General features: G+C 71.4%; 9 protein-coding genes. 3 read left to right on the top strand and 6 right to left on the bottom strand.

Features of this window, described 5'->3' with window-relative positions; genetic code table 11:
• Nucleotides 1–124 precede the first annotated feature (124 nt).
• Entirely contained in the window at nt 125–1,795 is a 1,671-nt protein-coding gene (locus AXW62_RS36395; protein WP_060948174.1) for an ATP-binding protein, read from the top strand.
• Nucleotides 1,792–2,493 carry a response regulator gene (locus AXW62_RS36390; protein ID WP_060948173.1) on the top strand — a complete coding sequence of 234 codons (702 nt, stop codon included), beginning with the start codon at nt 1,792–1,794 and terminating at the stop codon, nt 2,491–2,493. The genes AXW62_RS36395 and AXW62_RS36390 overlap by 4 nt, the downstream gene beginning before the upstream one ends.
• 251 nt (nt 2,494–2,744) lie before the next feature.
• Here AXW62_RS36390 and AXW62_RS36385 read toward each other — a convergent pair whose 3' ends face one another.
• Nucleotides 2,745–4,868 carry a DNA gyrase/topoisomerase IV subunit B gene (locus tag AXW62_RS36385; protein WP_060948172.1) on the bottom strand — a complete coding sequence of 708 codons (2,124 nt, stop codon included), beginning with the start codon at nt 4,866–4,868 and terminating at the stop codon, nt 2,745–2,747.
• A 441-nt stretch (nt 4,869–5,309) separates the two neighbouring features.
• Here AXW62_RS36385 and AXW62_RS36380 point away from each other — a divergent pair, with 441 nt between their 5' ends.
• A complete protein-coding gene (locus AXW62_RS36380; protein ID WP_060948171.1) occupies nt 5,310–5,540 on the top strand; it encodes a DUF7455 domain-containing protein in 231 nt (76 codons plus the stop codon).
• A 230-nt stretch (nt 5,541–5,770) separates the two neighbouring features.
• On the opposite strand, the gene AXW62_RS36375 is transcribed toward AXW62_RS36380, so the two are convergent.
• The 5 genes from AXW62_RS36375 to AXW62_RS36355 all read right to left on the bottom strand — a co-directional run bounded on the left by AXW62_RS36375 (nt 5,771) and on the right by AXW62_RS36355 (nt 13,095).
• The gene (locus tag AXW62_RS36375) at nt 5,771–6,601 is read right to left on the bottom strand and encodes a S1 family peptidase (RefSeq protein ID WP_060948170.1); all 831 of its coding nucleotides are present in this window, start codon (nt 6,599–6,601) and stop codon (nt 5,771–5,773) included.
• Nucleotides 6,602–6,778: 177 nt separating this feature from the next.
• On the bottom strand, nt 6,779–8,341 hold the full coding sequence (locus AXW62_RS36370; protein ID WP_064456001.1) for an RNA polymerase sigma factor: 1,563 nt from the start codon (nt 8,339–8,341) through the stop codon (nt 6,779–6,781).
• 482 nt (nt 8,342–8,823) lie between these two features.
• Nucleotides 8,824–9,774 (bottom strand): FadR/GntR family transcriptional regulator, encoded by a 951-nt coding sequence (locus tag AXW62_RS36365; RefSeq protein WP_079105855.1) that lies wholly within the window; start codon nt 9,772–9,774, stop codon nt 8,824–8,826.
• 191 nt (nt 9,775–9,965) lie between these two features.
• Nucleotides 9,966–12,203 carry an ATP-binding cassette domain-containing protein gene (locus AXW62_RS36360; RefSeq protein WP_060948167.1) on the bottom strand — a complete coding sequence of 746 codons (2,238 nt, stop codon included), beginning with the start codon at nt 12,201–12,203 and terminating at the stop codon, nt 9,966–9,968.
• A gap of 130 nt (nt 12,204–12,333) precedes the next feature.
• On the bottom strand, nt 12,334–13,095 hold the full coding sequence (locus AXW62_RS36355) for an NUDIX hydrolase (protein WP_030842713.1): 762 nt from the start codon (nt 13,093–13,095) through the stop codon (nt 12,334–12,336).
• Nucleotides 13,096–13,207 lie beyond the last annotated feature (112 nt).

Below are 13,207 nucleotides of genomic sequence, written 5' to 3'. Positions count from 1 at the left end.
GGGCCACCCCACGCCCCGCTCCCCGGCGTCCCGGGCCGCCCCCCGACCTCCCGGACCGCCACCCCGGCCCGCCGCCCCGAGGTCCTGGGCCCCTCCGCCCTGCCCTTGGTTACCCTTCGTTGCCATGAGCGCCGCGATACCGCCGGGGCCGGGCCCCACGGCCGTGAGGTGGCGCATCGGCTGGCCCCGACGCGTCTTCTCCCAGGTCCTGCTGATGCAGTTGGCCATCGCCACGGGTGTCACCGTGCTCGCGACCGGCCTCTTCCTCGCGCCGCTCAGCGACCACCTCGACGACCAGGCCATGCGCCGTGCCCTGGCCATCGCGCAGACCACGGCCGCCGAGCCCCGGCTGGCCGAGGCGCTCCAGCACACCCGGCCCGGACCCGGCGGACCCGTGCAGACCGAGGCGGAGCGCATCCGCCGCGCGACCGGCGCCGAATACGTCGTGGTCATGGACCGGCGCGGGGTGCGCTGGTCGCACACCTCCCCGGACGAGATCGGCAAGCACGTCTCCACCGATCCCACCGACGCCCTCGGCGGCCGGGAGATCATGGAGATCGACGAGGGCACCCTCGGCCGGTCGGCCCGCGGCAAGGTGCCGCTGCGCGCCGGAGACGGCCGTATCGTGGGCGCCGTCTCGGTGGGCATCTCCTACGAGAGCGTGCGCGCCCGGCTCGTCGCCGCGGTCCCGGAGATGCTCGCGTACGCGGGCGGCGCGCTCGCCGTCGGTGCCCTGGCGGCGTATCTGGTCGCCCGCAGGCTCCAGCGACGCACCCATGACCTGGCCTTCTCCGATATCTCCGCGCTGCTCGCCGAGCGCGAGGCGATGCTGCACGGCATCCGGGAAGGCGTCGTCGCCCTCGACGCCCGGGGCCGCATCCGGCTGATCAACGACGAGGCGCAGCGGCTGCTGGATCTGCGCCCCGAGGACACCGGGCAGCCGCTGGCGGCGGTGCTGCCCCCGGGCCGTACGACCGATGTGCTGGCGGGACGGGTCGCCGGGGCCGATCTGCTGACCGTCAGCGGTGGCCGGGTGCTGGTCGCGAACCGGATGCCGACGGACGACGGCGGCGCGGTGGCCACCCTCCGTGACCGCACCGAGCTGGAGCGGCTGGGCCGCGAGCTGGACGGCACCCGGGGGCTGATCGACGCCTTGCGGGCACAGGACCATGAGCACGCCAACCGGATGCACACCCTCCTGGGCCTGCTCGAACTCGGACTGCACGACGAGGCGGCGGAGTTCATCACCGAGGCGATCGGGGTGCACCGGGCCACCGCCGAGCAGGTCACCGAGCGGGTGCGCGATCCGCTGCTGGCCTCCCTGCTGGTCGGCAAGGCCACGGTAGCCACCGAACGCGGGGTCACGCTGTGTGTCGCCGAGGACAGTCTGCTGCCCAACCGGCTGGTGGACCCACCGGGCCTGGTGACGATCGTCGGCAACCTCATCGACAACGCTCTGGACGCGGCGGCCGGTTCCCGGGAGCCGCGGGTCGAGGTGGAGCTGTGCGCGGACGACCGTACGGTCCTGCTGCGCGTCTCCGACACCGGCCCCGGGATCCCCGCCGACCGGCGCGACGTGGTCTTCACCGAGGGCTGGTCCACCAAGCAGCCGCCCGCGCACGGGAAACGCGGCATAGGGCTCGCCCTGGTCCGCCGCCTGGCCGAACGCCAGGGCGGCAGCGTCCGCGTGTCCGACCGCGAGGGCGGGGGCGCGGAGTTCACCGTCGTCCTCCCCGAGGCGCTGGCCGAAGAGCCGGCCGGGACGCCCCTGACCGCGACAGGAGAGCCGCGATGACCCATGGAACCGGACCGGACGGGCCCCTGGAGGTGCTGGTCGTGGACGACGACGTCCGGGTGGCCCGGGTCAACGCGGCGTACGTCGGCAAGGTGACCGGCTTCCGTGTCGCCGGGCAGGCGCACACCGCCGCCGATGCGCTGGCCTTCCTGGAGGCCGCCCCTGTCGACCTGGTGCTGCTCGACCACTATCTGCCGGACGAGACGGGGCTGGCGCTGGTGCGGCGGCTGCGGCAGATCGGCCATCACACCGACGTCATCATGGTGACCGCGGCCCGCGATATCGCGACGGTCCAGGCGGCGATGCGCCACGGCGCGCTGCAGTACCTGGTCAAACCGTTCACCTTCGCGGGGCTGCGCGCCAAGTTGGAGGGGTACGCGGCGCTGCGCCGTGCGCTGGAAGGCGGCGGCGAGGCCGGGCAGGACCAGGTGGACCGGATCTTCGGCGCCCTGGGCGGCGCCTCGGCCGGACCCGCGGAGCTGCCCAAGGGCCACTCGGCGCTGACCGCCGATCTCGTACGGGAGGTGCTGCGGAGCGCCGAGGGCCCGCTGTCGGCGCAGGAGGTGGCCGAGCGCTCCTCGCTCAGCAGACAGACCGCACAGCGCTATCTGAAGCTGCTGGAGCGCACGGGCAGGGTGCGGCTCAGCCTCAAGTACGGCGAGACCGGCCGCCCCGAGCACCGCTACGCGTGGGTCTGAACCGGCCTGACCCCGTCCGCCCGCGGCGATCCGCGCGACCGCCACCTCGCCGCGCGGTGTGCGGTCCGCCCAGGTGGTGACCCCCAAGCTGGCCGCCATCAGGCAGGGTGCGGTGACTCTTCACCACCGGACGTTCACCCCAACGACCCGGAACCGGCACATCAGGGGTGGCGGCACGGTGGTTCGGCGGGGGTCCGCCCACCCGGGAGTGGGCGGACCCCCGCCGAACCACCGTGTCGGCCAGCCGCGCGTCAGACGTCGATGCGCGACCGGTCCAGGGTCGCCGCGGAGTTGGTGATGAACTCCTTACGGGGCGCGACCTCGTTGCCCATGAGCAGGTCGAAGGCGCGCTCGGCGGCCTCCAGGTCGCTGATGTTGATGCGCCGCAGGGTGCGGTGACGCGGGTCCATCGTGGTCTCCGCGAGCTGGTCGGCGTCCATCTCGCCGAGACCCTTGTACCGCTGGATGCCGTCCTTGTAGCGGATCTCCCGGCGCTGGAGGTCCAGCAGCGTCTCCTGGAGCTCCTGGTCGGAGTAGGTGTAGAGGTACTTGTCCTGTCCCCGCTTGGGGTTCACCAGCTCCACCCGGTGCAGCGGCGGCACCGCCGAGAAGACCCGCCCCTGCTCGACCATCGGGCGCATATAGCGCTGGAAGAGGGTCAGCAGCAGACAGCGGATGTGAGCGCCGTCCACATCGGCGTCGGCGAGGAAGATCACCTTGCCGTAACGCGCCTGGTCGATGTCGAAGGTCCGGCCCGATCCGGCCCCTATCACCTGGATGATCGCACCGCACTCGGCGTTCTTGAGCATGTCGGAGACCGACGACTTCTGGACGTTGAGGATCTTGCCGCGGATCGGCAGCAGCGCCTGGAACTCGGAGTTCCGCGCGAGCTTGGCCGTACCCAGCGCCGAGTCCCCCTCGACGATGAACAACTCGCTGCGGCCCACGTCGTCGCTGCGGCAGTCGGCCAGCTTCGCCGGCAGCGAGGAGGACTCCAGCGCGGTCTTACGGCGCTGCGCCTCCTTGTGCTGGCGGGCCGCGATGCGCGTACGGGCGGCCGCCACGACCTTCTCCAGGACGGCGCGGGCCTGCTGCTTGGCGTCCCGCTTGGAGGAGGTCAGGAACGCCTTGAGCTCCTTGGAGACCACGTTGGCCACGATCCGGGAGGCCGCCGAGGTGCCCAGCACCTCCTTGGTCTGCCCCTCGAACTGCGGCTCCGCGAGCCGGACGGTCACCACCGCCGTCAGGCCCTCCATGGCGTCGTCCTTGACGACGTCGTCCTCGGCGACACGCAGCAGCTTGGTGGCGCGCAGCGCCTCGTTGACCGTCCTGGTGACCGCGCGCTCGAACCCGGCGACGTGGGTGCCGCCCTTGGGCGTCGCGATGATGTTGACGAACGACTTCACGGTCGCGTCGTAGCCGGTGCCCCACCGCAGCGCGATGTCGACGCCCAGGTCACGGGTGACCTCGGTCGGCGTCATATGGCCGCGCTCGTCGAGGACCGGCACGGTCTCCTTGAAGGTGCCCTGCCCGGACAGCCGCAGCACATCGCAGACGGCCTTGTCCTGGGCCAGGTACTCGCAGAACTCGCTGATCCCGCCGTCGTAGTGGAAGGTCTCCTCGACCGGCCCCTCCCGCCCCTCCAGGGCCCGATCGTCCCGGACGACCAGGGTCAGCCCCGGCACCAGGAACGCGGTCTGCCGGGCACGGGAGTACAGCGTCTCCAGGGAGAGCTTGGCGTCCTTGAGGAAGATCTGGCGGTCCGCCCAGTAGCGGATGCGGGTGCCGGTGCGGGTCTTGGGGACCCTCTTGCCCTTGAGGAGGCCACTGGACGGGTCGAACGGGGCGTCCGGCCCGGATTCGGTGAAGATCCCGGGGACGCCGCGGCGGAAGCTGATCGCATGGGTCTTGCCGTCACGGTCCACCTCGACGTCGAGACGGGCGGACAGCGCGTTCACCACGGAGGCGCCGACGCCGTGCAGACCGCCCGAGGCCGCGTACGAGCCGCCGCCGAACTTCCCGCCGGCGTGCAGCTTCGTCATGACGACCTCGACGCCGGACAGCCCCGTCTTGGGCTCGACGTCCACCGGGATCCCCCGGCCGTTGTCGCGCACCTCCACGGAGCCGTCGTCGTGCAGGATCACCTCGATGCGATCACAGAAGCCGCCGAGGGCCTCGTCCACCGAGTTGTCGATGATCTCCCAGAGGCAGTGCATGAGGCCACGGCTGTCGGTCGAGCCGATGTACATGCCAGGGCGCTTGCGCACTGCCTCGAGCCCCTCGAGGACGAGAAGGTGCCGCGCGGTGTAGTTGGAGCCGCCCCGGTCTGCTCCGGTCAGCAGCGCAGTGGACGGCACGGACGTGTCGGCGGTCACGCGGTTCGCTCCTCGCTGAATTTCTGGTTGGCCCGGCTGTGGGCCCGATGGTGGCATGGTCGCCCGTCAGAGCGTACCGAGGCTTGATAGAGCCTTTGTGCCGCCACCCGTTGAAACGTCCATGCTAGTCCCACCGGCCATCGTTTCGCTCGTACGTTCGATACCTCATGGGCGTGACGCACACATCACGTTCCCTTTCAGGCATGAACCATTTAGGCTCCGGGCACGTCCTCATTCACAACCGGCAACCCGGCCGGGAGGACGAATCAGACAATCGACGCGAAACAGCAAAGCTAGGCAATACGGCTCATTCGCCGCCAAACGTCACCATCCGGCCTACTCAGAAGCAATTTTTGAGAAAAAGCCACGAGCGGGAACGATTTCAGGCTGGTTGGATGTTGACCCTGGTACGACAGCTCGTCGAGCTAGAGAAGAGGCGACGTGACTACTGTTCTGACCCCCGCGAGCCCGCTGACGGCCGCTGACCGATGCGACCGTTGCGGCGCCCAGGCATACCTGCGCGTCGTGCTGACCAGCGGTGGTGAACTGCTCTTCTGCGCCCACCACGGGCGCAAGTTCGAGCCGGAACTCAAGAAGATCGCCGCGGAAATACAGGACGAGACCGAGCGGCTGACCGCCGCTCCGGCGTCCGCGTCCGACGACGAACGCTGACGCCTCACACCCACGACGACGAGCGACGCCGGCCCAGGGCCGGATCCCGGGCGGTCTGCCCCCTCAGTGGGGCGGCCGCCCACGCTCGTATCGTGGGCCCCGCGGCACCACCCCAGGGCCCTCCCGGCCCTGGCCATGGACACATTCCAGAGCCCACCACGGGCACACCCCAGGGCCTCCGGCCCACACCACGCACATGCCCCAGGGCCTTCCCGGCCGCTACCACGGCGTCAGCCATGGGCGGCCACCAGACCGGCCACCGCCGAGATCCTGGTGTAGACACCGGGCCGTCCCGCCACTCCACAGCCGCTTCCCCAGGACACCAGGCCCACCAGCCGCCCCTGGGCGACCAGAGGGCCTCCGCTGTCCCCCTGACAGGCGTCCCGCCCGCCATCCGGCAGCCCCGCGCAGAGCATGGACCGCGGCTGGTAGTCCCCCTCCGCGTTGCCGGGATAGGCGGTCCGGCAGACCGTGTCGGCCAGGATGCGCACCGTGGCGGCGTGCAGCGTCGACGCGTACTCACCGCCACCCTCCGTATCACCCCACCCGTACACCGCGGCCCGCACGCCCGGCCGGTACGCCGGATCACCGCGCCCGGCGGCCATGGGAACGGTGTAGGCGGCCGGCACCGCGACCCCCAGGGTGAGCACCGCGATGTCCCCGGCCCTGTTGTCGGTCTCGTACGCGGGATTCACCCACACCCGGGCCAACGGGTACTCCATCCCGTCGCTCTTGCGCAGATCATTGCGGCCGATGATCACCCGGAGGTCCCGCACCTGCCGCCAGTCCATGCCGAGCACCGCGCGGCTCAGGCAGTGGGCCGCCGTGAGGACCGTTGTAGGGCTCACCACCGCCGCGCCGCAGAACTGGCCCGACCTCTTCCCCCCGAAGAGCGCACGGCTGGCCACGGCCGCCGTCCAGGGCGCCTCGACCGTACGGGCCGGATGGCCGCCGACCACCACACGGTCGGCCGTCGCCGGGGCGGGCGCGGTGAGCACCATCATGAGCGCGGCGACCAGCGGTACCGCCAGGACGAGGAGCGAGCGGGGCGACCTACGCATGCAGCCTCCTGACCTTACGGAGCGAGTCGCACACTCAGCGTTACCCCACCTGACGCGAAGCGCATCCCCGGCGGGCCAAACGGGGAACGGAGCGCCGGCACAGCGCGAAGGCCGGACCCCTCGATGGGGTCCGGCCTTCGGGCTGTGCCGCTTGCCGTTACACGGCGGTGGTCCGTATCAGTCGAGGTAGTCCCGGAGGACCTGGGAACGGGACGGGTGGCGCAGCTTCGACATCGTCTTGGACTCGATCTGCCGGATGCGCTCACGCGTCACGCCGTAGACCTTGCCGATCTCGTCGAGGGTCTTCGGCTGGCCGTCGGTGAGGCCGAAGCGCATCGAGACCACGCCCGCCTCACGCTCGCTGAGCGTGTCGAGCACGGAGTGCAGCTGCTCCTGCAGCAGGGTGAAGCTGACCGCGTCGGCCGGGACGACGGCCTCGGAGTCCTCGATGAGGTCACCGAACTCGCTGTCGCCGTCCTCGCCCAGCGGGGTGTGCAGCGAGATCGGCTCACGGCCGTACTTCTGCACCTCGATGACCTTCTCCGGGGTCATGTCGAGCTCCTTGGCCAGCTCCTCCGGGGTGGGCTCACGGCCCAGGTCCTGGAGCATCTGGCGCTGGACGCGGGCCAGCTTGTTGATGACCTCGACCATGTGCACCGGGATACGGATGGTGCGCGCCTGGTCGGCCATGGCCCGGGTGATCGCCTGACGGATCCACCAGGTGGCGTACGTGGAGAACTTGTAGCCCTTGGTGTAGTCGAACTTCTCGACGGCGCGGATCAGACCGAGGTTGCCCTCCTGGATGAGGTCCAGGAAGAGCATGCCGCGGCCCGTGTAGCGCTTGGCCAGGGAGACCACCAGACGGAGGTTGGCCTCCAGCAGGTGGTTCTTGGCGCGGCGGCCGTCCTCGGCGATGATCTCCAGCTCACGCTTGAGCTTGGGGGCGAGCTTGTCGGAGTTGGCCAGCTTGTCCTCGGCGAACAGACCGGCCTCGATCCGCTTGGCGAGCTCGACCTCCTGCTCGGCGTTGAGCAGCGGGACCTTGCCGATCTGCTTGAGGTAGTCCTTGACCGGGTCGGCCGTGGCGCCGGCCGCGGCGACCTGCTGCGCGGGGGCGTCGTCCTCGTCCTCGTCGGAGAGCACGAAACCCGCGTTCTCGGGCTCGCCCTCGGCGCCCTCGGGGCCGGGCTTGCCCGGTGCCTCCTCGATGACGTCCTCGGCCTCGAGGAGCTCGTCGGTGACGTCCTTCTTGGCGGTGGTCTTCTTCGCGACCGTCTTCTTGGCGGCGGTGGTCTTCTTGGCGGCCGCCTTCTTGGCCGTGGCCTTCTTGGCGGCGGCCTTCTTCGCGGGGGCGGCCTCACCGGCCGGGACACCGCCGACGTCCGCCGTGGCAGCGGCCGGGGCGGCGGGGGCCTTCTTGGCGGTGACCGTCTTGGTCGCGACAGTCTTGGTGGCGGTGCGCTTTGCCGGGCTCTTCGCTGCGACGCTCTTGCGGGTGCGCTTGGGCGCCTCTGCGGCACTGACCATCAGCGTCACACCCTCCTCGTCGAGGATCTGGTTGAGGCTGCGCAGTACGTTCTTCCACTGGGTCGGAGGAATCTGGTCAGCCTCGAAGGCCCGGCGCACATCGTCGCCGGCGATCTGCCCCTCAGCCTTTCCCCGCTCGATGAGCGCCATGACAGACTCCGACTCGGCGATCTCCGGCGGGAGCGTACGGGATGTGCTGGCCGACACGAACAACCTCTCGGAACGTTGGAAACGGCTTCCGGCTCAGTCCGCTGGGGACCGGAGCCGACGACCGCCGGCAGGGATGAACCGACGGCGCGGGCGGAGTGCGGAGGAGTACAGCGTTGCGAGCGACATCCGTATTCCCTCCGCGGCTGCCACCTCTTTAATCATCGCGCTGCCCCAAAGAGCGTTACGCCCAATACTCGTGGCCCGAGTCACACCCCATAACGGTCTTCATGCCCATCCAACGGGACAAAAAACTCCGAGTCGCGCACCGGTGGGAGCCGCACGACACCGACCGATCGCTCGCGCCGCGCCGCCGAACCCGCGGCGCGGGATCCGGCGACGCCCTCTCGTACGCGGCACGGCATCCGTTGCGGCGCCCCTGCGGCCGGCCCCCGCCGACTACTGGCCCCGCCGCCTCGCCGTACGCCGTACGTCGTACGTCGCACGCTCCGGACGCCCGGCGGTCCGGGCACCGGACGCGCCGCGGATCAGTGCTCGCGCGGCGCGGGCACCCCGACCTCGGCGTGATCGAGATCCGGGTGGACGGTCAGCAGCTGACGCATCGCCCCCTCGGCCGCCACGGCGTCGCCCTCGCCGATCGCCTCGACGATCCGGCGGTGGTGGGCGACTCCGGCCTCGGTGAGGCGGTCGCAGCCGGAGACCGGGGCGCCGGAGACGTGGAGCGCGGCGGCGACGATCCCCGCCAGGTGGTCCAGCATCCGGTTGCCCGCGACCTGCAGCAGCAGCGCGTGGAACTCGGCGTCGGCGCGGGAGAAGGTGAGGGTGTCGCCCTGCGTCAGTGCATGGCTCATGATCTCGACCATGTCCGCGAGCCGCTGCTGCACCTCCTCACGGCCGTGCCCGGCGGCGAGGCGGGCGGCCAGCGGCTCGATGGTCCAGCGCAGCTCGCACAGCTCGCGGCGCTGGTCGTCGCGCTGCGGGCCGAAGGCGCGCCACTCGATGATGTCCGGGTCGAGCAGGTTCCAGTCGCTGACCGGACGGACCCGGGTGCCCACATTGGGGCGGGCGCTGACCAGACCCTTGGCCTCGAGGACGCGCAGCGATTCCCGTACGACGGTGCGGGAGACCTCGAAGCGCTGGCCGATCTCCTCGGGGACGAGCGGGCGGTCCGCGCCCAGATCACCGGAGACGATCATCTGGCCCAGCTGCTGAACGAGTTGGCCGTGCAGCCCGCGGCCCCGGTTGCCGGCCGCGCGCCGGCCCACCCGGCCGATCTCCGCCTCGGCACCGTCCCAGGAGGGGGCGCTGCCGCGGTCGGCGCCGGGGGCTTCGGCGTAGGAGTAGCGGTCAAGCTCGCCCGAACCGGCCAGGCCGGAGTCGGCGGGGCGAGCCGCGGTCATCGTGGTGTGCGCAAGGGTACTCACGCATCCTTTGTCGGCGACGCCTCCGAAGCCCTTGAGGTCTTTGGTGAAAAGCACACGAAAGGGTGATCGCCCATTACCTTACAATTGACGCCCAATCGGACAGAAAGAAGCATCCTTCGCGGAGTTGCGAGCAGTTCGCGCTACGACCGTGCGAAACCGCTCCGCGCCTGATCCACTGAGTTCGAACCAGCCCGGGCCCCGGCGCCCACCGCGGACCGGGCAGGCGGCCCGGCCCGCGGTGGGCGCTACTGGCGGGTGCTCCTGCCGCGCAGGCCGGTGAGGGCGTAGGCGCACAGCAGCACGGCGAGCGACAGCATCAGGGCCTGTCCGACCGGCTGGCCCGCGAGCCGGAGCACGACCGCCAGCCCCCGGTCGATCAGGGAGGGCGGCCGGTCCAGCGTCGCCGCGCGCAACCGGTGCGGCAGCATGACCAGCGAACGCAGCGAGGGGTCCTGCGCCGCGTGCCGCACCACGGGCACCGCGAGGACCGGTACGGCGAGCAGGGTGGCCAGTCCGAGCGCGGTGGACCGGAAGACTCCGGCGGCCAGCAGCCCGGCCCACGACGAGCCGACGGTGAGCCCGAGGACACCGGCCACCAGCTCGGGCCAGTCGCCCGGCAGCGGTACGGCATTGCCGCCGACGAACAGCAGGAGCGCCGCGCTGTCGAGCACGATGACACCGAGCGAGAGCAGGACCGCGCCGACCGCGCAGACCGCGAGCTTGGCGGCCAGCAGACCCATCCGGCGGGGCACGGCGTCCCGGGTCGCGGCCAGCGCCGGATAGCGGAACTCGTCGCCGAAGGCGAGGGCTCCCAGCAGACCGGCCGCGATGGCGATGGGCGGAAGCGGGAGGTCGACCGGCCAGCCGGTCAGCCGATGCAGCTCCCCGGCGCCGCCCGCCCGGGCGAGCAGGACGGACGAGAGGAGGGAGGCGACGATGGCGGCGACGCCGATCAGCCAGCCGGTCCGTACGCCGGTGGCGCGGCGCAGCTCATAGCGCATCGGCCAGGCGGGGCCGGGGAACCGGAGCCTGGGAAGCAGACGGGGCGGGGGCGCCTCGGGGTCGCGGGCGCGGGCGCCCGCGACGGTGCCGGGGCCCAGATCGGCGGACTCCTCGGCCAGGCGGTGGACCACGATGCCGTGGCGGTAGGCGGTCTCCCCGACGGATGCGGGGGACAGCCCGTAGACGGAGATGTGGGTCTCGTCGTCGCGCACCACGGAGAACGGGTCGGCGAGCGCGGCGACCGGCCCCTCCTCGACCTCGGCCCCGGTCTCCGCCTTGGCCTCCGCTCTGGCCTCGGGCGTCCTGGCCCCGGATGTCCTGGCCTCTGATCTGGCCTCTGCTGCCCTGACCTCTGTTGTCCTGGCTTCTGCTGTCCTGGCTTCAGTTGTCCTGGCTTCCGGTCTGACCTCGGATGTCCTGGCCTCCGCCCCGGCCTCGGTGCGCTTCAGGGCCGCTTCGGTGTCGGCAACGGAGACGGGGTGCGCCCTGTCAGCACCGGCGGCTTCCGTCGTGGTCGTCTTCACCGCGGGCCCGACAGCGGCGCCCCGGGCCGCCACCTCCGCCTTCCTCGCCCTGCGCCAGAACCTTTTCCTGATCCTGGTCTCGACTCCCTGGCGCTTGACGACGGCGGCCCCGGCGTCGGCACGGGGCCGGGCGGTGTCGTCCTTGGCCGCCTCAGCCTCGGCCTCGCACTCGGCCGCCGCCCGGAACGCCTCCTCCTCCGCCCGGGCCTCGGCCAGCCGCCGGGCGGCCTGGACCTCCTCCTCCAGGACGGCCGCGAGCCGGCCGACGAGCGGCGAGTGGACCACGACACGGGGGCGCAACCGGGTGCGGACGAACTCGTCCACCGGCTGATCGGCCACCAGCCGGCCCGACTCCAGGGTGAGCACCTGGTCCGCGAGGCGGGCGACGCTCTCGGCGTCCTCCGCGGTGACGAGGACGGCGCCGCCGTGGGCCGCGAACTGACGCAACAGTCCGTAGAGCCAGGTGGTCTCCCGGGGCGAGAGGCCCCGCGCGGGCTCATCAAGGACCAAGGTGTGCGGATCCCCGAGAAGAGCGGTGGCGATGCCGAGGCGGCGCTCCGCCCCGGTCGACAGATCACCGAGACGTTCGTTCGCCAGATCGGTGAGGCCGACCACGTCGAGCACGACATCGGCGCGTGTGGCGGCCACCCCGGCCGCGGCGCCGAGCATTCTCAGATGCCCCCGCACGGTGCGGCCCGGGTGACCGGGGACGTCCTCCAGGAGAACGCCGATCTCATGGGCCGGACGCCGGATGCGGTGCAGCGGGCGGCCTCGGAAGAAGGCGGAGCCGTGGCCCCGGTCGAGCTGCAGCAGAAGCCGCAGCGCGGTGGTCTTGCCCGCGCCGGGGCCGCCGAGCAGTGCGGTGACCCGGCCCGCCGGGGCCTCGAAGGTGAGGTCGTCGACGACGGGCGGTTGGTTGCGGCGGGGGGTGCTGGTCAGTCCGGTGGCCTGGATCATGGCTTCTCCCGCGGGGCATGGAACCGCTCGATGGCACGTGGGGACTGGTGACGTACCGGAGCACGTTAACCCGCTATGTCCTATTTCGCCGGGAGCTACCCCTCCTGAGAGGTCGTCGTGTCACGCCTCGTCACACCTCGGGACGAAGCATGGGCGGATTGAGCAGCGTCGCCCCTCCGGCCCGGAACAACTGGGCCGGACGGCCTCCCTGACGGGTCGTCGTACCGCCCGTGGGCACCAGAAAACCCGGGGTGCCGGTGACCTTGCGATGGAAGTTGCGCGGGTCCAGGGCCACGCCCCACACCGCCTCGTACACCCTGCGCAGCTCGCCGACCGTGAACTCCTGGGGGCAGAAGGCGGTGGCCAGCGAGGAGTACTCGATCTTGGAACGGGCGCGCTCGACCCCGTCCGCGAGGATGCGGGCATGGTCGAACGCGAGCGGCGCGGCCAGGTCACTGTCACGGCCGAAGGCTCCATCCTGGTCGAGCAGCGATTCGACCGGGGCCCAGCGCACGCTGTGCGCGTCGCCTCCGGCCCGGGGCGCGGGCAGATCGGGCGCGAGCGCGAGGTGCGCCACGCTGACCACACGCATCCTGGGGTCGCGCTTCGGATCGCCGTACGTGGCGAGCTGCTCGAGATGCGCGGCGTTCGGAGGGGCCGGGAGCGTGGGGTCGTGGGCGAGCAGCCCGGTCTCCTCGATCAGCTCCCTGGCAGCGGCGGCGGCGAGATCCTCATCGGGCCGAACGAAACCGCCGGGCAGCGCCCACCGCCCCTTGAAGGGTGGCTCCCCGCGGCGCACGGCCAGCGCACAGAGCGCATGCCGCCGCACGGTGAGCACGACCAGATCAACGGAAACGGCGAATGCCGGGAAGGCCGACGGGTCGTAGGGCATGACGCGATCATAGTCGTCTGCCTGACGATAATCAGGTGCTTGAGCATGATCACTGGTGTTCGTGGAATCGCTCTCTCGAGCGCTTACTCGCACGATTTCGCGATGTTCGCAC

Origin of the sequence: Streptomyces hygroscopicus subsp. hygroscopicus (assembly GCF_001553455.1) — a bacterium.
GTDB classification, from domain to species: Bacteria; Actinomycetota; Actinomycetes; order Streptomycetales; family Streptomycetaceae; genus Streptomyces; species Streptomyces hygroscopicus.
Note: the sequence above shows the minus strand (reverse complement) of the source record. Positions and strands in the feature narration are given on the sequence as shown.

Coding starts and splice junctions, on each gene's coding strand:
- AXW62_RS36395 (WP_060948174.1), top strand. CDS start 125: ATGAGCGCCGCGATACCGCCGGGGCCGGGCCCCACGGCCGTGAGGTGG.
- AXW62_RS36375 (WP_060948170.1), bottom strand. CDS start 6,601: ATGCGTAGGTCGCCCCGCTCGCTCCTCGTCCTGGCGGTACCGCTGGTC.
- AXW62_RS36390 (WP_060948173.1), top strand. CDS start 1,792: ATGACCCATGGAACCGGACCGGACGGGCCCCTGGAGGTGCTGGTCGTG.
- AXW62_RS36360 (WP_060948167.1), bottom strand. CDS start 12,203: ATGATCCAGGCCACCGGACTGACCAGCACCCCCCGCCGCAACCAACCG.
- AXW62_RS36355 (WP_030842713.1), bottom strand. CDS start 13,095: ATGCCCTACGACCCGTCGGCCTTCCCGGCATTCGCCGTTTCCGTTGAT.